The organism is Rhodococcus sp. P4_F3_2 (assembly GCF_056401335.1).
Genome location: NZ_JBFUJN010000022.1, coordinates 24692 through 48329 on the forward strand (window position 1 = coordinate 24692; position 23638 = coordinate 48329).

Below are 23638 nucleotides of genomic sequence, written 5' to 3' on the forward strand. Positions count from 1 at the left end.
TGTTGCGTAATAGGATCTGTCGGACGGTTCAGGAATGATGTCGATGAGAATCGACGCATTGTCAATCGGTTCGCTCTTTCCGACGGAGGTATTTCAGTGACAAGCGCGATACGCCTAGCAGGGGACCATCGGCTGCCTGCTGATCACAGCTGGGTTGTTCTGGATGTCGAGACGTCGGGAATGCGGGCTGCGTCGCATCGCGTACTGAGTATTGCCGCGCTGGTATTGCGTGAAGACGGATCGGTCGAGCGGGAATTCTCAACGCTGCTTGATCCCGGTTGCGATCCCGGACCTGTCCACGTACATAATCTCACTCCAGACCGCCTGGCTGGTGCGCCTCGTTTCGAGGATATCGCTGACGAGTTCGGCGAACTGTTGTCCGGCCGAACAATGGTGGCGCACAATGCGTCATTCGACTATGGGTTCCTCGACGCAGAGTTTCAACGCGCAGGTTTTGGCACCCCGATCGAGGAGCGGCTGTGTACTTTGGCGCTCTCGCGACGCCTGGAGCTCGACGTACCCAATCACAGGCTCGCAACACTGGCCGAGTATTGGAAGATAGAACAGGTCAATGCGCACGACGCCTACGACGATGCGCGGGTACTCGTCGAGGTCTTCGGCAGGAGCGCATCTCTCGCGGAAACGCTGCAACTTCCGCTTCCCGTGGTGGGGTGTAAGGACCGCCGGGCCACGGTCCACTCTCGCGAGATCAAGCGAGTGCCGTCGTCATTCACCAACCCCGGACGCCTCGATCTGACTCACGGCTTGGTCCAAGGAATGAAGATAGCGATCAGTGGTCCGACATCCGCACCCCGGGCTACGCTGGCTGCCCGCCTCACGGACGCGGGATTCGAGTTCACAAATACCGTGAGCCGACAGACGAGTGTTCTGGTGTGTGACAACACTGCATCTCAAAGCTCGAAAGTACGTAAGGCCGAGTCGGATGGAATTCCCGTGATCTCGGAGCAGCAGTTGGAGCACTTGTTGGAACGTGCAGTGCCGGGTGAGATCAAGATTGAGGGCGCTTCCGTGGGAGTGAACGCTGTTGAACCCGTGCCTGACACGATGACAGCGCCGGAAGTCGAGGTCCAGCGCGAGGTGGTTCTGGTGCCGGAGATGATCGTATCTGCGCAACCTCGTCCCGATGAATCGACCTCCGGGGTACGGCCATCATCGATCGCGAATGCATCCCCGCTCGCGAATCGCAAGGCGAAGGCGTGGCAGGGGCGTCGCGTTCTGATTCTCGGCGGTACCCATCTCGACGGCGTGATCATGCGGTCGCGCATCCTGCAGCTCGGTGCTCGTCCGTCTCTCAACTTCACAACCGCGGTCACCGAGGTTTTGGTGTTGGAAGGCGGTGAATCCGACAAGCGGATGGCGAGGGTCACGGATCGAGGGCTTCCTAAGATCACGGAATCCGACGTCAACGAGGCGTTGGTCTCGGGTGTAGTTCCCGCCCACATGAGGCTCGAATCACGCTTGTCTGCACCGATTTTGATGCGTGGCGAGGTCGTCGATCTTCCTGCCGCTCAGTCGTCGTGGTCGATCAATGTTGCGTGGCGGGCAGAAAACGTTGGAGACGAATTCGACGTCGATGTGGTTGCCTTTCTCCTTGACGGAACCAACAAGGTCGATTCGGATCAAGATTTCGTCTTCTACAACAACACCGTGGATGAGGACGGCGCAGTCGAGCTCTCCGTCGACGGTGACAGTGAGCAGAGTGTCCGTGCAGATCTCGACTCTTTGCCTGAGGAATGTCAACGTGTTGTCATCGCAGCAGCAGTCGACGGTGACAAGACATTCGGCGACTTAGGAGCAGTCTCGGTCAGCATTGACGGTCCCGACGGAACATTTGCCACATTTGTACTCGATCTCGGAACGGTCGAGCGGACCATGGTTCTCGCCGAAATTTACCGCCGCGGAAATGTTTGGCGGCTTCGGGCAGTAGGTCAGGGGCATAACCACGGACTCGGTGCTATGGCTGTCGGCTACGGTGTCGAAGTGGATGATTGACCTCGATTTGTTTCTCGAGACGGTGGAGTGAGGTCCAGTCGCATTGCGGCGGCTGCTTCGGCGTCTACATCCCGATGCTGGAGTAGTTCGATCAGGTCTTCTTGTCGCGGTTGCCCAAATGCCAGGCGGTAGAGGGCAACTCCGGCTTTGGATTTCTCCAGTCGAGGGCCGTCGATGCTCAACTCATAGGGCATCAGTTCGCGAATCACCTTGTGAGATCCAGAGTAGATCCAATCCGGTACCAGTCCGCCGAGTTCTTCGTCCGGGATGGCGTACGCGGCCGTCCAGGGGTGGACGTCGTGAGCACCCAAAATGCTGATCCGGTGGCGCTCGACTAGGTTGCGCCGCACAGCATGGCCACGGAACCGGTTGACGCGACCGTCGCGTTGTTCGAAGTCAACGGGGTTCGACGGTGTATTCCAATGCACCACATGGTGACACCAAGGGTGGAAGTCGATTCCCTCTTGGCCGGCGCTGGTCGAGATGACGATGAACGGCCAGAACGGACTGTTGAATGCACGGCGAATAAGGGCCGGTCGAAACGACTCGTCGCTCTCGGATTTACCGCCGTATTGAACGGCAAGGTGAGTTCGGAAGCGGATGTTATCGGCTTCGTCTATGGGGTCGTGCGACAGGCTCTGACCCACTCGAAGTGACATCGCCTCGGCTGCAGAATTAGCGATGGCGTAGATCCGATCGACGTCGAGAGGCTCGCTGTCGTGGGTCGGCGTCAATTGCCCGAGATATTCGTCGAGGACTGCTTGGAGATTACCGTCGGCACAGTACTGCAGAACCTGTCGCCAATACGGTAAGTCCGGATAGAGCTGCCGAAGAAGCACTGCGGACTGCCAACGATTGAACGTTGATCGGAGTCCTGACGCGATAGTGGCAGCAGCTCCCCAGATGTCGCCTTCTGCAACGCTCGGAGCAATCCGCAATCGTTTCAGCGACCGCCACGCGCAATTCGCCGGAGAGTGCGCCGCCAGTTTGGCAGTTACCTCGACGAGGTCGGGCGGTATCCGACCGTCGGTTAGCTTTGTGGTGCTCTCGGCGAGGGTCAGGAATGGATCGAGACTAGTTGCCTCATCAGTTGCCTCGGCATCTGAGTCATGGTGCGACTGTAAGACATTGCGGAGCCATCCTTGATCGTCCGAGCTGAAATCGAACACGTCGAATTGCTCTCGATCGAGATGCATCGGCCACGACCAATAGAAGTGTTGTGCCCCGGTCGCAGTCGAAGTTTCGCGACCACGCGGAATGGTCGACTGAAGTCGCTCCACCACAGTGGCTTCGAAGGACACGGTATCAACCGGGTCGACGTGGTCTCGAGCAAGGGCGAGCGGATCCGACATTGTTGCGAGATGTGGCATCGGCCAGAAGAGGGCAAGCGTGGTCATCTGCGGATTGGATCCGCGGTATTCGAGCGGTGAACCGATGGCTCGGAGACTATCCGGATCATTTGGAACTATCGAGGAATGTCCTTGCATCAAGCGATGTTCCGCGTGATAGCTCAGAATTGATGCGACGGCGGGAGGAGTTGACGACCAGCTGGAGAACACCAGTCGCTTCGTTGTCTGTGCCAGATTGGGATCAGCAAACGGACCTCCGGGGGTCAGGTACGGAAGACTGGGCGGGATCCACAGCAGTTTTTCCCAGCCCGTATCGACGGTATCGTCGCGGAAATCTCGAGTCCGAGCGTTGCCCGCTTCGATCTCAGCGAACTGTCTGACAGCAGCGGCGTCGACTCTGCTGATGTCGAGTAAACGCGACTCGCTACTGCCGACGGTTGCAGCGTACTTCCGACCGAACTGATAGTTGCTCATGAAGTTGACGAAGTAGGGAACGGACTTCCAGTAGTCCACGCTGAACTGGGCGTCGAGTTCCCTGGCGAGGCGGCGCAGGGCCGCGTACCCGAGTAATTCTCGAGGTTCGATTCCAGAGATCGTGGACCTGCGTTCCCGAACCATTGTGTTGTCTGAATTGGCCGGGCGTTCCACGCGACACATCAAGGACAAGAGGAGGTTTCGTAGGTCTGATATCGTTTGCGTGGCTTCGCGATCCTCGATAACGGCATTGCGAAACTGCTCTAGCAGCGCCATGACGTCACCGGATTTCACCAGCTTCGAACCATCAGCGAGGAAATCAATCGTCTTGGTGAAATCGGAGTAGTGATCGGCACCGGAATCGTCGGCCTCGGTATACGGCTTGTATGGCGTTGCAGACAGAAGAAGTACCCGTGTCCCGTGGTGACCGAACAGATGGCGCGCAAGTTCGCCGGCGGATGTCGTCTCGTCCATCAACTCTGTGAACCGCTGAAACTCGTCCATGATCACAAGATCGGGCGCCAGTGAATTCACGCTGGCATGAGCAAGTTCGTACCGCAAATCTGCAATGAGGGTCGTGATGGCGGAGTTTCGACCGGGATCGTTGATCGGCTTTTTCATCAGGTCGAACAACCTGTCGGCGATGGACGGTTCGCCGGCATTAATCGTGGCAACAAACGCTTCCAAGATCGACGGATCAATCGAATCGCCGAATTTCTCCTCGAAAACTGCGACGTCCCTTTCGAAGGTATCGAAGGAAGCGACGGAACCCTGCAGGATCTTCAGCGCAGCCACGCGTTGAGGCTGGGTGAACTGGAACTCGCGATCGAGCAACAGAAACAGCAGTTGCCTCTCATCGGAACGGCCGGACCTTTGTCCCGTCTTGAATGATGTATCCGGAGTCAGTGAAACAAGATTGACGGGTACACGCAGGTTGTCTTCCGCGGAGTCCAATCTGCGGTTATGGGTAGCAAGCAGCGTCAACCGGCTGGTATGGGTGATGTCTTTGTTGCCGGTGACGTTGAGACGTTCAAGATTCTGGCGTGCGAGGTCGATGTTGGAGCAGATGTAGACAATGTTGATCTCGGTGTGTAATGGATCCTCTTGGAGGTGTTCGATTGTGCGCGCAATGATTCCGCGCGCCACCATCGACTTGCCTAGCCCGGTTTCGTCTGCGACGAGGAAGTGGCGACTGGGATCCGGTTTGTAGAAGTGCTCGAATACATGGTCAACGGTGTCCCGCTGAAAGTCGCGTAGTCCGGCAAGAACTGTATCGGCGCGAAATTCCTGGTTCATGCGTTTCTCCGATCCAGAACGGTTGCAGCAGAGTGAATATCCGTCCAGAGCTCGGAGAATCCCGGCGGCAACAGGTCGCGACGTGCGTCGTCACGATGGAGGCGGCGAATGAAGCCGTCCATATCTGTCAGGACCGTCGGCGCCGTCGCAAGGGCGAGTAGAAGTGACTCGAGAATGCCGGGGAGTGGTCCGGATTGGGATCCGTGGTCGCGGATCATCTGGTCGAACGCTCCGCCTGCACTGTCCCCGCCGTTGGAGATGGACAGCATTAGCGCGATAAAGCGCAGAACATCCTCGGGCTTGTTCAGCTGCGAAGCAAGGATCTCGTCGAGGCGCTCGTCGGGGTCGTTGATCAGGTTGGCAACGACTACTGTGCTGCCAGTCGATCCGCCAGGCTCGGTGACACGAACTGCGAGGAACGGCATTATATCGACCAGTTTCAGCCCGGGACTGATGAAGTCGACAGGGTCGTCGGACGTCATAGCTACGGCAAATCCAGGGCGCGTGGTGAGTTCGATCGTGGCGCTGTAACCATCGGGAAGTTGTATGGGAACATCAGTTTCGATCAGTAGGTCGAAGAATTCTCCGGCTGGTTGGACAGTCGCGGTGAACGGCGTTGATGCAATCGCCTGCAAGGCCTTGTCGAGTTCGCGGCGGATGACATCGGTTTCATCCGGTTCCGCGCCGCCTGTGGCTTCGTATGGGCTGATGATTGATCCGAGTCCGCTGTTGCCGAGCATGGCGTCGATTCCGAACTTCTTCTTGGCGCCGACCATTTCAACCAGAATCTCGACATTCCTGTTGAACGCCGCAGCGGTGGCATTGGCTGAACCTATGAAAAGTCTTGCCCAGTGGTTGTATTCAACGATGTACGCCTTGGCGTGCAATCCACCCAGTACATTCGCCGAGTCTGATTCAGGGTCAGGGATTCCAGCATCAGAGTTCAGTACGTAGGACGCGCTGAACCACTTCAAGGTTTCCGGGCGGAGCTGTTCCAGAGATTCTGCGCGACTAACGACATCCGCGATTACACGATCGCCCGGAATCAGAGTGTCGAATCCGTCATCGCCCAGAAATGGTGAAATCGCGAGGTGTCGGGTGCCTTCGAAGTTTGGCGCTGGTCTATGGCCTTGTACACCGAACACGTGAAATTCGATATCTGAGAGTCCCTCGGGTGCAGTCCATTCGGCATACCGGATGTCGTCGGCCAGTGTCTGCATACGTCGGCGTCGAGTCGGCTCCAACGGGGAGGCGGTGGCATCGTCGGCTAGATATTGAAGCAATGCCCTCAGAGGCTTGTTGGTCTTGTTTCGTGTGCTACCCATGACGCCGTCGAGTGCAACAACCATGTCCCAGGAATTGTCCCGCGTCAGGTTTCGGCTCTGAACGAGGAGTCGGAAACTGACAACGTCCTCGTCGTCGACGTACTTCGCCAACCAAATTTTCGGGTGAAAGAGAGTGCCTGGGCGACTGCGGACGGCATGTACTGCGGGCTCGAGGAAGGCCATGAGTGCATTCGTCCGTTCCGGAACTCGAATGTGTCCGGCTTGATGGAATATGTCGATGGCGTTGGCACAGATACGGATAGACGCCAGCATTGCCAGAGGATCCGTCGCATGGGACGGTGACGCAAAGGCGAGTGCAGGTACCAGTGCGGACTGTAGATCGAGGGTGAATGTGGTTCCCACCAAATGATCGAGCCGTGAGTCGGCCGGTGGCCGCAATTGATCGACCAGAGTGGCTCGTTCGTCAGGCGCCAGCATTGTTCAGTCCTTCGGAAATATCGCTGAGTATTTGTGATGCTTGTGGCCAACGGAATTGGAGTCGGCTTGCCCCGGACGCACCCTGCCAGAGTCGCAGTTGTTTCTCATTGGTCAGACGTGACTGCGCGCCCTTGTTTTGAAACTCGCGATCGCTGACTAGTCTTCGCAGATCGACGGAATCTGCCGGAGTTCCCGCTCCAAGATCGTTGATACCGTCGATCCAGGTTTCGACAAATTGCCGCGTTCGCGGTGATATTGCCGGGAAACGGCTCCACAACCGTGACCGGTCCCATTTCGGTGCAAGCGGATGATTCCAGTACTGCTCGCTCCACTGAGAGAGTTCGCTACGGTATCGCTGCGCGGGTGCCTCCACGCTTGTCAACTCCTGACGCTCATACGCTTCGCCAACCATCAAGTTGTAGAGCAGTGACGCACCGTGCAGGGCCAGCGAGAACAGCTCGGTGTCTTCAACGAGGTCGTGAAGTTCTTGCGGTGCTGATTCCAGATCGAGATGCCAGAGGTAGTCGACGTCGAGGTCAGGCATCGTCGGTTGGCTCAGTAAATGCGCGAGCAAGGAACTGTCGCAGGTCACGACGATCCGCTCGCGAAGCCAGTTGGCCTCCGCCACAGAGAGATCAAAGCCCTGGTCTGTCACATCCGCGGGGAATGACTCAGGCAGAGGGAGCGTCGACCACGGTGAGGTGTCGTGCATCTCGTCGTCATTTGCCTCCCCCTTGCGCGACTGTGGCAGGTGCTGTGGGCGGGTATCGTGGCGAAGGATCCTGTAGGTCTGCAGTGCATTCCAGTAGATCGCGGAGGGGAGTACCCGCACCGCTGCGCCGGCGACCCGTCCGATCAGCCCCTGAGTGTGGCCGGCCTCGCGGAGTGCGAGCAGTACCTCGCGTTGTTCCCGGTCTGCAGCTTTGACCAGCGCTGCACCTGATTTGCGCAGCGCTGCTCGTTGGAATGTCCACGGAATCAGGACCAGATAGCGGGCCCGCGTCTGGACTGTGGAGATTCCGGGGAACAGGAGGTCTGCGAGTCCGTCTCGGATCTGACCGATACCGAGATTGTCGAGGGTTCCGGGTTCGCTGAAGAGCGCAACCAGTTCACGCATGCGTCGTTCTTCTTGAGCGGACGTATCGAGCCAGGCGATCAAGGACATGGGTGATGCACAACTGCTTCCACTTCGACGGCAATGTTGGGGCAATTGCTGTCAGGTTACTGCAGACTCCCTAGGGGGAACTTGCTTCCTGACGGTTTGGAGTCTGTTGCACCCTACGATTGATTTCTCCCCCAAGGCATCCACTGGTGAAAGAAGGGGGAGGCGAACACGTGTTTTCTTGATATGAACTCGTGTCGGGGTGGGCCGGGGGTGTCCTCGAAGTTGATCGGGTGAGCGCTGTCTAGAGTTAGTTTCGATTTTCCTATCGAAAGGAACAAACATGACAAACGGGCCGAAAGAAGAACGGTCGAGCATTGTCGGGCGCAAGTTGCCCGCAGATGTGGCCGATCGGCTCGTTCGTCAGCTGACATCGTGGCGAGAAAAGCTCCTGGCACTGGACCGGCGCCAGCGATTGCTCTACTTCAAACACACGAAGAGCGCGTCACTGGAGGTTCTGCAAAATGGGGCCGCGGGACTCCTCGATATGCTCGATTCCGGCGATGTCGTTATCAGACCTCAGGTCGACGCAGACGTGGCGATACCGGAGCGATCGATTGTCGTCACTAATAAAACTGCCGACACTTTGAAGATCGCACTTCGCCGACTAGACCAGCAGTCTCAGCAGTCGTACGCGGACCGAGGTGTATGGWCTCTGTATCTGGGGCTCGGAATGCTTCGCTGGAAGGACTCGGGCGACGACGAGTTGGTCGAGAGCCCGATCCTCATGGTCCCCGTGCAGCTCAAGCGGACAGGCGCGGACTCACCGTATGTACTTTTCCGCGCGGAGGAAGAAATTACGGTCAACCCGGCACTCAAGTTGAAGATGGAGGAGTATGGGCTCAGTTTGCCCGACGTGGATCCTGACTCACCGGACATTGGCGGCCTGACGTCGGAGATTAACCGATTGATCCAAGGGTATGACGGTTGGTCTACGGTTGACCGTGCGGTGTGCTCGAGCTTCACGTTTCACAAGGAAGCCATGTATCGGGACCTTCAGGTGAATTCAGACGTCGTTGCCGCGCATCCTATGGTGCAACTCTTGGCTATCGGACCCGATGCACCTTCGGCGGGCGAATTTGCATTCGACCCGACCCCGATCGAACACTTGGACCGCACATTTCCTCCTGAGCAAATGTTTAGCATTCTGGACGCCGACTCCAGTCAGCGACGATGTATCCTCGCTGCCACTAACGGGCGAAGCTTTGTCATGGACGGGCCTCCCGGAACAGGTAAAAGCCAGACCATTGCCAACATGATCGCCGAGTTGATCGCGTCGGGAAAGACAGTGCTGTTCGTCAGTGAGAAGGCTGCCGCTCTTGACGTAGTTCGCGATCGATTGAAAAGCGCAGGCCTGCAGCAGTTCCTTCTTGAATTGCACAGCCATGCTGCGACCCGGAAACATGTGGCGCAGGAACTGTCCACGGCCTTGAAAACTCGGGTCGCGGCGCACCGAACCTTTTCCGCAGGCGACGAGGACCGCCTCGTAGCGATACGCGAATCACTGACCGGATACACCGACGCATTGAACGAGGTGCGCTCGCCGCTCGGGCTCTCAGTGTTTGAAGTCCTGGGGCGGCTTGAACAACTTTCAGGTCACKTCGATGCTTCGGCCGATGGGGGCATTACCTGGAGCGCGCTAGATGCGCGGGCGCGGTCTCAACTTTGTGAAGCTGCCTCGAGGCTTGGCAATCTATGGCACGTATCGGAACGTGGCGATGATTTTCTTTGGCGAGGGTTGTCGCGGCGGGATCTCGGCGCCCCTGAAGCTCGCGAGCTCAAACGGCTTGCTGCGCGCGCGGCTGAGAATGCACGTGACCTAGCAGTAAGGCTTGATACCGTCGATACTGCCACCGGTCTGAGACTGGCCCGAAACTCGGATGGAGTGCGGAAGCGCTCGGCGTTGTTGGCGCTTCTTGAAGACTCGAACGATGTTCCAGTTGAGTGGTTTTCACGTTCTTCTTTGCAACCGGTTCGCCTTCGCTTGTCTGAGGCAAGAACAGCAGTCGACAACATCGTTTCAAAGTCGAACGAACTTGATCGCGTGGTTGGGCCTAGATGGAATGAGCTTGACGAGGCTAGTTTGTTGGTTCTCGAGAGCGGCCTCAAAGATTCACTTCTCGATGGTCGGATGGGTCCGACCGCGATTGAGGCTCTGGAACGACAGCTGGTCGAGGTACCGGTACAACTCGCCGCTGTACAGGACGACGCGATCCAGCTGGCTGAGCTCCTAGGCGTTCCGTCTGCAGGAATTACTGTTGCTCGCGCCGTTGAACTCGTTGAACTCGCCTCCTTAGGCGGCGTTGTGGAACGCCCCGAGGGGCATTGGCTCAATGCGGCGTTGCAGAGTCAAGTCGCAGAGTCGATTCTTGCGATGGACAAGATGGTGGAGCACGCGAGGCGCCGTCAGGAGGCCATGCGCGAATACTTCACTCCTGCTGCTCTCGAACAAGATCTGGGTACACTGGCAGTTCGATTCCGAGATGTGTACAAGGGGTTTGGAAAGTTTTCCAAGGCGGCCCGCGCCGACAAGAAATCATTGAAGGCCGTGACAGTGTCCGGGAAGCTGGACAAGGCTCTCATCGCGCGCCTGGAGGAGGCCGCGAGCTGGCAGGAAGCTGTACAAGAGCTTGGGTCTGGCGAGCAGTTTCACGCGCCACGGTTGGGCAGTGCCTACCAAGGCCTGTCAACAGATTTCGATATTTTGCGAGTTGCACTGGGAAACGCGCGACGGGCAGCGACTCTCGCCGGTATTGAGGTAGACCCGGATCGGCTGTCAAAACAGCTGGCGAGCGGTGGGGTACCGGATCCCGCGTTGATTCCGATTGCAGACCGACTGAAGACAGGTTTGATTCAGTGGGACAAGACCGTTGCGGCATTGTCTGGTCACCTTGGAGATTCAGTCGTGCACTCCGGACCGATTGAGAGCATAAGCGAGTGGGCATTCGCAGGTGTAGCTCGACTAACCCCGGTACGCAATGCTCTGGTGCACGTTTCCACAGTTGCTCAGCGGGAAGTTGGATTGTACGAAGGCGTTTCGCTGATCGGAGCCGCACGGAGCGTGCGAGTTGGTCTCACGGACCTTGAATCGGACGCTGCAGCGGATCCTGCGCTTTTCGGAGACATAGGCCTCGATCTCACTACCGATTTCGAACTGGTTGCGCAGCAGCTAGATTGGGCAGAGGCGGTGCGGCGTTCCGTCGGGGTTCCGATTTCTGGCGGGGTAGCGAAAAGACTAGGCTACGTGACGGTTCCGGCCAGTGAACTAACGGGTATCGCCGCGAAGTGGGAACAGGTCAGCGCGGAGCTGGTTTCGAATTTCTCCCCGCGACGTAGCGCCGAGTTGAAGGTCGATCTGCTCGAGGATATCAACGGAGCTGCGGAGCTACTGGCAGATATGGAAAGCGGTGCGATTCCCGATATCGAGAACTGGTGCAACTATTTGCGAGATCGCGAATGGATGCAGGAGAAGGGTTTCGGAAACGTTCTCGTCGAACTCGAGAAGAGTCCCAGATCGCCCGAGTTCGTTGCGCATTCGCTCGAGTACGCGGCGCTGGAGGCCTGGGTGGACGACGTCGTTCGAATCGACGGCCGATTGGCTGGCTATCAGGCTGACAATCGCGAAGCCTTGGTCGCAGGTTTCAAAAGTCTCGACCAAACCCAGGTGCACGATGCCCGCGCGAGGGTTGTTGAAAGTTGCAATGCACGGGCGCCGCGTTCCATCAATGGTCGACCCGCGCAGGTAATTATTCGCGAGGCGCAGAAGAAGACTCGACACAAGCCGGTTCGACAGCTGCTCGATGAGTCAGGTTCCCTCGTACAGGAACTGAAGCCCTGCTTCATGATGAGTCCACTGTCTGTCTCGCAATACCTTCCGACGAGTATCAAGTTCGATGTGGTGATTTTCGACGAGGCGTCGCAGGTGCTTCCTTCGGACGCCGTGAACTGTGTGTACCGCGGCAATCAGTTGATCGTTGCCGGTGATCAAAAGCAGCTACCGCCCTCGAGCTTCTTCTCGATCAGCGATGATGCTGCGGGGGAAGACGAAGACGATGAGATTGATGTGTTCGAGTCGGTCCTTGATATCGCCAAGGGCGCCGGTGGGCTGACGTCGTTGCCACTGAATTGGCACTATCGTAGTCGTCACGAAGATCTCATCACCTATTCGAATTATCGCTTCTACGACGGAAGTCTGCACACATTTCCGGGCGCCGTGTTCGACGCGCCAAATCTGGGTGTTGAGCTGATCCCTGTCAAAGGTACGTATCGCCGTGGGACAACGCGAGATAATCCCGTCGAGGCCGCCAAAGTGGTTGAGCGCGTGCTCTATTTCGCTCAATCCTTTCCATCCGAGTCGATCGGTGTGGTGACGTTCTCGTCTGCGCAGGCGGACGCAGTCACTGCGGAGTTGGAACGTCAGTCGGCGGAACACCCGGTCCTAGCGGGCCTGCTCAGTGACCACGATCGCTTGGACGGATTCTTTGTCAAAAGCCTCGAGAATGTCCAGGGCGATGAACGTGACATCATCGTCTTCTCTCTCGGGTATGGTCCCGACGAGAATGGGAAGTTCACGATGAACTTCGGTCCGCTCAACAGGGAGGGCGGATGGCGCAGACTCAATGTTGCTATTACACGGGCTCGAAAGCGCGTGGAGGTCGTATCCTCGTTCCGTGCATCCGAGATGTCCGCGACAGTTAACGACGGTCTACGCCATCTGAGGAACTACCTAGACTTCGCGGAACGTGGGCAGAAGGCGCTGGCCCTCGATCTCGACGATGGCGATGGTGATGTGGAGAGTGTTTTCGAAGAACAAGTTGTCAACGTCATTCGCGGTTGGGGGTACGACGTAGTGCCGCAGGTCGGTGTTGCGGGTTACCGAATTGATATGGCTGTTCGGCATCCGGATCGCCCGGGGCAGTATGTGATCGGTATCGAATGTGATGGTGCGGCTTATCATTCGGCAAAGACAGCTCGCGATCGAGATCGCCTTCGTGAATCGGTTCTCCGCAATCTCGGTTGGGAGCTGCACCGAATCTGGGGGCTGAGCTGGTGGCGTGACCGCGAGGTGCAGGAGAAGCGCCTGCGAAAGGCGATCGAGGTCGCGATTGCGGAGAGCGATCGTCCGACAGCCCCAGCGCCTATTCCGGAGGTGATTGCCCAACCAATTGCGGTCGAGGAAGTGGATTTTGATACCAAGCCGGATTGGGCAACGGAATACACAATGGTAGGTGAACCGAGATGCCTCAGGCGCGATCCCAAAACTATTGAAGGGCAGCAGGATCTTCGAGCGTACTTCGTTCAAGTTGTCGAGGCGGAGGCGCCGGTTCACCGCGACGTACTCTATGACCGTTTCAAGCAGGCGTGGGGAATTCAGCGGCTCGGCGCCGTCGCGAAGCGAAGTGCTGACAGTGCTTTAGCTTCAGCCAACATCAAGGGGCGCTCGGTTGCGCCCATGAGTGATGGTGTGTGCCGGTTGCCAGACCTGGCATTGTCAGTAGTGCGGATACCGGGTGCTGAACAGTCGCCCCGGAAATTGGTTCACATTCCGGAGGAGGAGCTTGACCTCGCCGTCACTCACTTGATCGACGACGCGCGTCTGCTGGATGCAGACACCCTCGCGCAACAGGTATCCAAGTTGTTCGGCTGGSAGCGTGTGACGGAAGAAAATCGTTCGGTGACCGAGCTTTCCGTTGACCGATTGATCGGGTGTGGTGATGTGATGCGTGCTCGCGGAGGTGAACTGACTCTGGTGAGTGAGTAAGGACTTGCCGGTTGGATTGTTCCTCTGGCAGCTTGCTTGATTGGTAATCCACTTCTGCTAGCTTTTCATCGCACGCAGATCGAAATTCTCATGAAAGAGATTGGTGAAGTTCGTGATTGAGTTCAACTGGTCCGGTGGCAGGATGGCAGACGAGCCCGATGAAATTGCCGATGAGTTGGGTTATCTCCTTACTCTTGATGCAAAAGCAGAGGCTGACGACGTTCGCAGTCAAATGGAAAACATTGTATGGGAGCGTCATCCGGGTTCTACAGTCGAAACTGACGTTGTTCCCGTTAGTCACAATGTTATCGCCGTACCAAATGGTGGACAGGTCGGCTATCTGATTACCCTGATCGCAAAGATCACGGTCGAAATCGACTACAATTTCGAGTAACGAAACGAACGCTCAACAATCTTCGGACGGACGTTGGGCGTCCACTGCCATGGCCTGAGGTCGTCACGGGAGGGAATCTGATACCCGCGGGTGAGTCCTCGGCGCTGAGATCTCTTGCGGCCCCTCGATCTGCTTGACACGCTGTTGTTTTCACAGCATGGAATCAGTGGCGATCGCTGTCCGATCTACTGCAGGTACTTCGGTTGCGGAACATTCCGCTTGCGGTTCGGATTCTTCCGCTTCTTGGCTTTCGGTTGGGCGTCTTTCTTCGCCGGAGACTTCTTGGCGGCATTGAGTTGACGTTGAGCGCTCATCGTCTTCCGACGAACCTTGAGCTATTCGTCGCACTCCCACTCGTCTGACCCGTTGAGCGGTCGGAGTGCATGTTCAGCTAAGTGGCGGTGGGCATGCGCAATGACAGATTCGAAGTTGAGGCAACGTACACACCGCAACGGTTCTCGCTTCCCGACATTGCTGGTCGATCCGCGCCATGCGCACCCTTTTGCAGAGGCATGTTGACTGCGTGTGGATCGTCGGAAAGTGGGATCTGATGCGTTGGCGCCGGTAAGGTCGCTGGCACCCCACTTGGGGGTTCGTGCATCCGCAGTCGGGTTACCGGTATGAAGATTCGCCCCGCGTCGTGCACGAACCATCCGGTTGCCTCTCTCAGACCAAAGAACTACTTCTTCGTCTTGCCCAACAGCTCGGACCTCTTACCGCTCCAAGTGACGATCAGCTCGTCTCGGGCCCGGCTCGAAGCAACGTAGAGCAATGAACGCTCCCGCAGCATCGCTTCGTCACGATCCTCCGGCGCTACGGCGCGCAGCGATGCGGCAGACGGCACGTGAGCATCGTCCACACTCGCGAGAATTACTCGCGAGAACTCCATGCCTTTGGACCGGTGCATTGTCAGAACTTGTACGAACCCCGGCGTCGGGGGATTGTTGTCCAGGGCTCGTGCCTCGACGCTTCGCTCGCCCAACGCGCGGACGAAGCGTGCTCGATCGTCCTGGCTTCGGGTGAGCACAGCAATGGTCTCGGGATCGAGTCCGTCTTCGATCCACTCATAGACGTGCTGGGCGACTTTGTCGAGTTCCTCTGTCTGGTCTTTGCATTCGATCAGCTGCGGTACCGGTCCGCTGCGAGCTGAGCGGTATTCGGCAGTTGACTCGGCACCTGTCTCGAGGTCCTTGTATTCAGCGCCAGCCAGGATGCCGACAGCAAAATTCAAGTTCTGCGCCGTAGTGCGGTAGTTGAGAGTCAGTCGTCGCGAGCGGCCGACAATCTTGATTCCGAGTCGACCCAGAACTACCGGGCGTCCATAGATTCGCTGATGTGAATCTTCTGCAATGAAGAGATCATTCGGTCCTTCGTCGACCAATGCGCGGAGCAGTGCCCAGTGTGTGGCATGGAGATCCTGGGCCTCGTCAACGAGGACGTGGTCGGCGAGTCGACGTTTGCCAGCTTCGTGGGAGAGGCGCAAGGATTCCGCAGCGAGGGCCAAGACTTCTGGGAAACTGATGGCCCCTTCCATCCGGTTGTGGCGGCGGTACCCCTCGACAAGCTTCCACACGGCGATGCGTTGCGGACGGGTGAGGCGCACACCGCGTCCTGGCCGCGCTACCTTTGCATACTGCTCGAGTGTCGTGACTTTGTTGGCGAGTACAACCGCTACGTACTCGTCTTCTAGGAACGACGGAGTCGCCAGGGCAGCGTCGAGTCCGCTGTCGACTGTCTCGATAACTTCGCGCCACACTTTGTCGGAGCGGTTACGTCCACGTGTATCGACGCTGGCACCAAGAACCGCCTTGCACGCTTCGTCTACGTTGTCGGCCTGATCGAGTACCGCCTTGGCGAGTGCATCGACGCCTTTCACGTAGACACCGACTGCACCGGGCTTCGTCGCGATATCGACGCTGGGATCGAGGGCCTTGAGGTCGCTCTCGAGTCCCATCGCCAATGTCTTGTTATACGTAGTGAGAATGATCCTGGCTTTGGGGTTCTGCCGTGCCAGCTTCCGTGCTCGGTGGATGGCGACGACGGTCTTGCCGGTGCCGGCGCCGCCGGACAGACGGAACGAGCCATTCTGGTTCGCGTCCGCGTACTTTCGCTGTTCCGGGTGGAGGAAGGTTCGCCAAGCACCGAAGTCACCGCTTTCGATGACCCGACGCAGCTCCTCGTTGTCTTCGATGAATGCGAACTGCAGCTGCGACGCCGGGTGCTTGAGAGCTTCGAGGATCTGCTCGTCCTCGTCGAGGTTCTCGTCAGGTAGTGCAGCTTCGTCGAGACCATGCTTTGCACGGATGTCGTCGATACTGATGCCGGTGATGAGGTCGGTGAGAGCGCTGCCTTGCCACGCCACTGCGTTTTGCGCAATCTCGAAAACTGCGTCCTGGCTGGATGCTTCGAATGCGAGTTGTGAGATTTCCGGGTCGAGGCCCAAGCGTGCTTTGAGATCGTCGAGCGTGAAACCGAGTCCTTCGAGGTAGCTCGCCAGTGGTGAAGCGGGCTTGATCTTCTTGAGTGTGCCGTCTGGGTCAGGGACAGCGACCAGCTTCTTCCGGTCGTCCACTCCGTCGAGCTCGCCAATGATGCCTTCGAGCACCCCGTTGACGGGATTGACTCGTAGGACTGACCGCTCTGCAAGGCCATTCGCCTCGTCGTGCGGCCAGGTGCCCATGTAGATGTAGGTGGTGTCGCCGAGTTTGTCCTCTACCTTGAACAAGATTGCGCGGTAGTGCTTGTCGACGCGGGCTGTACGAACGCGAGGATCTTTCGAGGCCTGGATCGGTTCGATATGAAGGCCCGAGCCGGTGTCGTCGGTGTTGAGCTTCTCGATGAAGTCCATCACCTTGGCTTTGACGGACCGGTCGAGCTTTCGCATCGCCTTGTTGTTCGATGCGATTACCAGATGTGCCACGTCAGAACTCCCCGCTCGTCTTCAATGCTTCCAAGATTGATGCCATGTCAGGTGAGCACAGTGTCCACCCTGCTTCGGTAATCGTATTGGCCGCGTCTTCGTCGTGGTCAAACACCACGCCGACGCGGGTGGAATGCCAGGCGAGGTCGAGGACCTCACCCTCGTCTGTCTCGTACCCGAGTTCGGGTGGCGTCAGCGTCGGCGCTGCAGTTCCGAGGGCGTGAACCAAACTTCGCTCAGCTTCGGAAACAGCGTTGCGCAAAGCCTTCTGCCAGATGGGTGACAACTGCTCGGGCTCCGGTGCCGATGTAATCGGTGCTGCTATAGGTGCAGCGTCCAGCAATGTGCGGGTGGTGATCTGGTGCCGGCCTGCTAGTCCGAGCCAGTTCGAGAGACGCAGCCATTCTTTCCACGCACGACCGTCATGGGCTTCGAGCGCGTCGTTGCGGTCATCGAGCGCAAGGACTGCTGTAGCAGATTTGTCGGCACGCGATGTTACTGCGACTGTCACAGCCAACGGGCCTTCGGTCAGCGACCAGCAGATATCGGTGCCCGAGATCGAGAAGGGTTTCCCACCGTCAAGTGCAGCGAGCGCAGACGACAGCATCGATTCGGCGGTCGACTGAACTCGATTGTCAGTGCGCAGAAACAGGTATGGCATGGATCGACTCAGTGCAGTCCATGAATCGAGGTCAGGGTCCGCGACAAATGCCAGTAGCTGAGAAATGGGGTCTTTGGTGAGGAGTCGCAGTAGTCCAGGCTTCAAGTTGAAGCTCTTCGTCGCGAACTGTGTCGACTTGCTGTTCAGCCAGGAAGGCTCGTACTCGTCGTTGTTTTTGAACCTTTGTAGGTCTTCGTGCCCGAAGGACCACACGATGTGGCCTGATTCGCGGAGACCAGCGCGTTTGCCGGCGTCGTCGGTTACTCGATTGTGTAGCGACGATGCGTGATAGCGACGACCATCAGCGAAAAGTGCGACTTCGGGGATGGAGGTATCCGAGGACGTCAGCATGAAGTCTGGAACCACGAATCCCTTTTGCACCTGTGGGATCAGTGACCACCGGCGAACAGGCTTGCCCTGCAGCGTGATTGTTGCAGACGGCCCGTAAGTTCCGGGCTTTTCGACGACTGTTGCGCCCATCCCGCGAAGCCGTCCGATGAAGGAAGTGTAGAAGTCCTTTTCCAGGTGCGACTCGTCGCTGACGGGGGGKGGGGGKGGTGCATTCTCGGTGAGTGAGGTCAACCAGTCCTGGAAGTCAGGTTGGGCGCGACGACCCTCCACATCGAGGATCTTGTCGAGGACGGTCAGAGCCGTCATGCGCGAGACCTTGTCCATCTCGTACGGCGCTGCGAAGGGGAGTAAACAGCGGTGGCATGCGAGACGATCTTCCTCGCGGCAAGGGCATTCGCGCACCACCTTTCGGGCTGCGACCAGAACTTCCCATACTTTGTTCGGATCGGCGAACTCCGCGAGATAGCCTGTGCCTCCGGGAACCGTGTCGTGAATCAGAAGCGCTCGGCGGTCTGGCGCGCGGAGAGCGTCGCTGATGGTGACCACGTCAAGGTGTTCGGGAGAACCGCCAATGACCTGCCGGAGTCCGAGAAGCATTGCGGCGCTCAAGCTTGGGTGCGCAAAGGTGTCGTATTCGAGCTCCGGAGGCAAGTGCAGCAGCACGCCCTGAGTTCGCAAAGTGCGCGACAGTGCGATTTCGCGAACGTCCTCGTTCTTTGCCTTCCTCAATCGGCACCAGGTGCGATGCTCGAACTGGTTGTTGCTCCCGGCCTTGCCATCGAGCTGCCCGCATGCCGCGCACACCCGGAACAGACCGGTGTGGGATTCCTGTCCGGCGATGATGCGCTGCTTGCCCTGTGAAGTGCGCTTGCCAAGATTCAGCCAACGAATATCCATGCGGCGCAGATACTCTGCACCAAAATCTCGATCGGCGACGTACCAGGATCGTCCAACCTGGGCCGGGTCGATATCGGCCGCGACAGTGACGGTGAAGGGTTCTTGATGACGATTGTCCCGACCGTCGTTGATCGTGGCTTCGTCGCGACGTACTTCTGCAGACACGCGCGTCATCTCGACTACTTGCAAGCGTTGACTGACGTCAGCGATTGCAGTGCTCTGACAACGAGGGCATGACGCGATGGGGGCGAGAGTCGCCCCAGCCGGCGTGATCGTAACCCAGCCGCACTGCGGGCAGACCTGCCATGTGTGGATATTGGATTCACCGGTACCGAGATCGACAGCATCGATCTTGACGGCCAATCCCTGCGCGTAGAAGGTGGCGCCGGGGGCTAGCTCGGTGAGTGCGACGCGGGAACCTCGCTGGTAACTGAGTTCGTCACTCATAAATGCCGAGCTGTCCGCGTCGATCCATGTGACGCCGACATCCAAAGTGACGCTGTCGTCGAGGAGCGTGTAGTTGGGGAGAACCCCGTAGCGCTCGAGTACCGAGATCCAGTAGTCGAGGGTCATGGACACGATCTGTGCACCCAGCAACTTGATCGATCCCTGCGCGGTGCGCAGTGCACGGCGGTCGTCTTCTGTAGAGGCTGGAGAATTGAACCTGCGCTCGAACTCTGGCAGCTGCTCGGTGACGGTGTCGCGCCGAGTAGTCAGCTCGGCCAGATCCCGGTTCCACCGATGGACCGTTTGTTGAAGGTGCAGCGTCAATTCGCTGTGACTGCCGTCGGTTGCTGGTGTTGCCCACGTCTGCAGGGCGCTGATGGCATCGTCGCTGAGCAGCCCGTCGAACTGTCCGAGGAATTCTGCAGTCAGCGTTGGTGCTTCGCTGTCCGCGATAGCGATGAGGTTAGCCATCCAAGTGCCGTCGTCGAAGCTGCCGAGGACAGCTCGGGCTTCCTTGAGCACTACCGTCTGTGGATCGCGGGCAAACCGGTCGATGATGTGTGCGACGTACTGACGCTGAAGGATCTCTTCTGCACGCAGGAAGGTGGCGGGCGGGCGGACGTCGCCCTGAATGACAGACAGGGGGTCGAACAGCTTGGGTAGGTGTTCCCCGCGACCACGTATGTATGCCAGGACAAGTGAGTTTCCGGTCAGACGACCGGCGCGGCCGACTCGCTGAAGGTACGACGAGACGGTTCGGGGCATCGACCCGAGCATGACGGTCGACAGGTCTCCGATGTCGATACCCATCTCCAACGTCGGTGTAGCGACCAGAACGTTCGGTGCCTGTGGGTCTGCCCCGCCGTTCTTGAAAGCGGTTTCATACGCGAGGCGCGTAGCGGTAGGCAGGAGCGACGTGTGCTCGCGCGCGACGACGCGTTTCATCTTGGGTGAGCTGTAGAGCCGTCGGTAAAAGTTGTCGGTTCGTGCTGAGCGGCGCAATGTTCCGGGGCAGCGCACCAACAGGCACGGTGCGCCCGACATTTCCTTCGTTGTTGTGATGCTGCCGGGGACCGGTGCTTGGCATACGTCGCAGACGAGAAGGTGCTGTCCATCAAGGAGTGCTTCGATATCGGGAGCCGATACCTGCACCATTGTTGGCTGCAGCCCATAGACGGTGAGGCCGGTTTCGCTGGTGATGGTGTCGAGGATGCGCTGCTCAGTCAGGAGTGTGAACAGTGATTTGGCGAGATGCGTTCCGTCATAGGGTGATACACCAAGGCACTGAGAGGCCCACTTTGCATACCACGACAACGGTGCGGTGATCGAGTCGAATCCCTCGGGAAGCGAACCTGGCCCTGATCCGGAGGCGGGAAAGGTCGGTGCGGGACGGCCTTTCGGGAACGCCGGCATTCCTTCGCCCTTCGGCCGGCCACCCCAGACGTGGTATCGGTTGGCGTTCTTCTCTAAATAGCTGCGCAACCACTCGTGTCGGATACCACCTTGGGTTCGGATGCGCTCGACCGTTCCTCGTACCCATCGCGCCAAAGCTGCCGGGTCGATTTCTGGTTGATCTGCTTCGCCTAGACGCCCCTGTTCACCGCGGGGGTCGACGAACATTCCCTCTTGTTCGCCTGGAATCGCAGCATCAGTGAGTGCAAGCTGCAAGTGCTCGGTGTTCTCGACGGCCAGACGACCAAGTGTTTCAGCACGCCCCGGCAAACCTAGATATACCTCGGCGACCACGCTGCCGGTGAGTTCGAGTGTTCGACCGGTCCGAGACTGCAAGCCGAATTCTAGGTCGATGTCGAACTGCAAGCGGCGCTTGGCTTTTTGTTCGGCAGCACGGCGGGAACTGTGGTGTGCATCGGATTTCCAGAACGCAGTGAAGTCGTCGCGGTCGACGATGTCTGGCGGGAGTAGCTGGTAGCGACGGGTTGGGTCGTTCTCGGCGCGTGCGACCACCGACTGGGTGAGTTCCGACAGATCGATCGGTGTGGGGCCGAGGGCGCCGCGCAGAGTTGAACGCAAGCTCAGGCTGTGTGAACGGGATTGCACGAAGCCGGCGCGGTGGGCTGCATCTTGGACGCTGTCCGTGAACATCAGCGCCTTCTTTTCGCCGGCGTCGAGATCCTTGTTCCCGAACATATTCGACAGAGTCACCGAGAGTTGTGTTGCGACAGCGCTACCGAGGAACCGGATACCGTCGTCGACGCCGCAGGACGGGCACGCATCCTTCTTCGACAGCTCATCTGCGTCAGGTCCAGTGAGGGTCAGGATCGGAAGTGCTCGGGCGTCGAGGGCATCGTCACTGTCGGCGTCAGGTGCGGCGTCGAGGATCTCGCGGTCATCGATGTGGAACCAGCGCAGCCCTTCGATCTTGTTTTTCTCAGTGTGGAGCTGGGCCTCTGCTGGTGCTGAAATCAATGCGCGGAAGCGAGAAGCGCCGGCCGCGTGRTCGGCACGGATTGCCTCGTCGGTGACGTCGAGGGCCGTGCCTGTGGGTGCGAGACGTGCACCCCATCCGGAGCGTCCACAGTGTCGGCAATAGACGGCGGGCAGGAACAGTTCGTGTTGATCGGCGACAGTGCCGTCGTCTGACCAGCGGTAGCCGGCAGTGGCGTGAACGAGGCGGTCGACTCTGCTGAGTTCTCGTACCCAGAGGTGAACATCAACATTCAGCGCGCTGGGGCCAACCTCGGCCCGGATATGAGACAGCAATGCGAAGAAATAGTCGAGGAACTTCTGCTGAGCCGCCGCGACCCGGTGAGCATCGCGCTCGAGCGTTGGTGCGGTGAAGACTCGCGATGCTAGATCTGCGAGTGAGATTGCTTCAGTGGCATATTCGAGGACTGACGCGAGCAACGGATGTGATTTGATGAGGTGGAGAACGTCCTCCTTGTTGCTCATCACCTTCAAATCCGCATCGGTCAGACCATGGTCGGAATCGGAACCATCTGTCCGTTCGAACAATTCGGCCAGGACTGCGCGGGCGATCACAGGGTTGATATCGGGGACGGTATCGCGGCTTTGTTCGACGGCATTAGCGATCGTGTCAACTGCATCGCCGACAAGAGGGTCGATCGGTCTGAAGAGTCGATCTAGATCCGGTCGTCGATCTGCGAGCCATTGCACTGCAGTAGTGCGGGTTTCACCAATTACGGAATCGCTGTCGAACTCTTCCCCAAATACGGTGTGCGCGAAGCTGAGCATCGAGGTGGGATCAGACTTGGATCCCAGGGTCGCCGACGTCGCGACGGGTGTGATCTTGCCAAGCGGACGCGCTCGGTCGGCATCGGTGGCTTTCGAGGCTTCGGTCCAGTAGCTCTTGACTGTGAGGCCGAGTCGGCGAAGTAGCATGGCAACATCGGTGCCCTGCGCACCGTCATACGTGTGGAACTCGTCAAGGACGATGTACTGCAAGGATTCTGCTGATTTCCGCCACAACGCTGCGTCCTCGGGGCGGAGCAGCAGCTGATCGAGCATCTTGTAGTTGGTGAGCAGAATATCCGGCGGGGTGTCATGCATGATCGATCGATCGGTGATCAGGCCGTGTTCCGATACCTGTGTTCGGCCGGTCTTCTGCTCGCCGGTGTACAGACCGGCTGTCACGGCTCCCAACTCCGGATTGCTCGTGATGAGACGGGCGAGTCTCTCAGACTGGTCATTCGCCAACGCATTCATCGGATACAGGATCAACGCTTTGGTGCCAGTGATCCCGGCCTGCTTGGCGCGCAATACATGGTCGACGATTGGGTACAAGAAGGCTTCGGTCTTACCCGATCCTGTTCCGGTGGTGACCATGGTGGGCAATGGCCGGTTCTGGAACTTGGTTGACAGCCGTTCAAACGCCTTGGCCTGGTGGCCGTATGGCGTGAACCCGTCTGGTCGCCAATCGAGTGGCAGGCCCCAGTTGCCGCCAGCAGGAGCAAAAGGAAGCCACAACCGCGCATAGGGGCCCTTGAACATGCCGCCTTCGGGAYCGCCGATGAAGTCCGTCAGCGCTCCCTGCGCGTCAGGATCGGTGAGCGCGAATGTGGTCGCGAGGTAGTCGGTGAGACCCTCGCGGAGATGCTCGGCCTGCAGGGTTGGTAGCAGTGCCCCCATGGTTCGTTCCTTCGTGTATGCGACGCGGTGCGAGTTGGTTGAT

At 58.4% G+C, this 23638-nt stretch carries 9 protein-coding genes; 3 read left to right on the forward strand and 6 right to left on the reverse strand.

What is annotated here, in order from left to right:
* Nucleotides 1–96: 96 nt before the first annotated feature.
* Nucleotides 97–2013, forward strand: a complete 1917-nt coding sequence (locus AC1DWA_RS22340; protein ID WP_397510529.1) for a TerD family protein — start codon at nucleotides 97–99, stop codon at nucleotides 2011–2013.
* Here AC1DWA_RS22340 and AC1DWA_RS22345 read toward each other — a convergent pair.
* Genes AC1DWA_RS22345 through AC1DWA_RS22355 form a run of 3 tightly spaced genes read right to left on the reverse strand, consistent with a single transcriptional unit; the run spans nucleotide 1989 to nucleotide 8060 of the window.
* Nucleotides 1989–5132: a helicase-related protein gene (locus AC1DWA_RS22345; RefSeq protein WP_397510530.1), complete on the reverse strand. Its 3144-nt coding sequence runs from the start codon at nucleotides 5130–5132 to the stop codon at nucleotides 1989–1991. The genes AC1DWA_RS22340 and AC1DWA_RS22345 overlap by 25 nt on opposite strands.
* Entirely contained in the window at nucleotides 5129–6895 is a 1767-nt protein-coding gene (locus AC1DWA_RS22350; protein WP_218680135.1) for a phospholipase D family protein, read from the reverse strand. Before AC1DWA_RS22350 ends, AC1DWA_RS22345 begins: the two co-directional genes overlap by 4 nt.
* Entirely contained in the window at nucleotides 6882–8060 is a 1179-nt protein-coding gene (locus AC1DWA_RS22355; RefSeq protein WP_397510531.1) for a DUF6361 family protein, read from the reverse strand. Before AC1DWA_RS22355 ends, AC1DWA_RS22350 begins: the two co-directional genes overlap by 14 nt.
* Nucleotides 8061–8340: 280 nt before the next feature.
* Here AC1DWA_RS22355 and AC1DWA_RS22360 point away from each other — a divergent pair, with 280 nt between their 5' ends.
* Together AC1DWA_RS22360 and AC1DWA_RS22365 are read left to right on the forward strand one after the other, a co-directional pair.
* A complete protein-coding gene (locus AC1DWA_RS22360) occupies nucleotides 8341–13818 on the forward strand; it encodes a DUF3320 domain-containing protein (RefSeq protein ID WP_477917047.1) in 5478 nt (1825 codons plus the stop codon).
* Between the two features lie 112 nt (nucleotides 13819–13930).
* Nucleotides 13931–14212, forward strand: coding sequence for a hypothetical protein (locus AC1DWA_RS22365; protein ID WP_151098087.1), 282 nt, complete (start codon nucleotides 13931–13933; stop codon nucleotides 14210–14212).
* 185 nt (nucleotides 14213–14397) lie between these two features.
* Here the strand turns inward: AC1DWA_RS22365 and AC1DWA_RS22370 are convergent, their stop codons facing one another.
* From AC1DWA_RS22370 to AC1DWA_RS22380, 3 genes are all read right to left on the reverse strand, one after another.
* Nucleotides 14398–14526, reverse strand: a complete 129-nt coding sequence (locus tag AC1DWA_RS22370) for a hypothetical protein (RefSeq protein WP_256938346.1) — start codon at nucleotides 14524–14526, stop codon at nucleotides 14398–14400.
* A gap of 365 nt (nucleotides 14527–14891) precedes the next feature.
* Nucleotides 14892–17132 (reverse strand): 3'-5' exonuclease, encoded by a 2241-nt coding sequence (locus AC1DWA_RS22375; protein ID WP_477846130.1) that lies wholly within the window; start codon nucleotides 17130–17132, stop codon nucleotides 14892–14894.
* 1 nt (nucleotide 17133) lies between these two features.
* The gene (locus AC1DWA_RS22380; RefSeq protein ID WP_477917049.1) at nucleotides 17134–23595 is read right to left on the reverse strand and encodes a DEAD/DEAH box helicase; all 6462 of its coding nucleotides are present in this window, start codon (nucleotides 23593–23595) and stop codon (nucleotides 17134–17136) included.
* Nucleotides 23596–23638 lie beyond the last annotated feature (43 nt).

Bases quoted from the DNA above. Each gene is read 5' to 3' on its own strand.
- AC1DWA_RS22345 (WP_397510530.1), bottom strand. From the start codon at position 5,132: ATGAACCAGGAATTTCGCGCCGATACAGTTCTTGCCGGACTACGCGAC.
- AC1DWA_RS22350 (WP_218680135.1), bottom strand. From the start codon at position 6,895: ATGCTGGCGCCTGACGAACGAGCCACTCTGGTCGATCAATTGCGGCCA.
- AC1DWA_RS22355 (WP_397510531.1), bottom strand. From the start codon at position 8,060: ATGTCCTTGATCGCCTGGCTCGATACGTCCGCTCAAGAAGAACGACGC.
- AC1DWA_RS22370 (WP_256938346.1), bottom strand. From the start codon at position 14,526: ATGAGCGCTCAACGTCAACTCAATGCCGCCAAGAAGTCTCCGGCGAAG.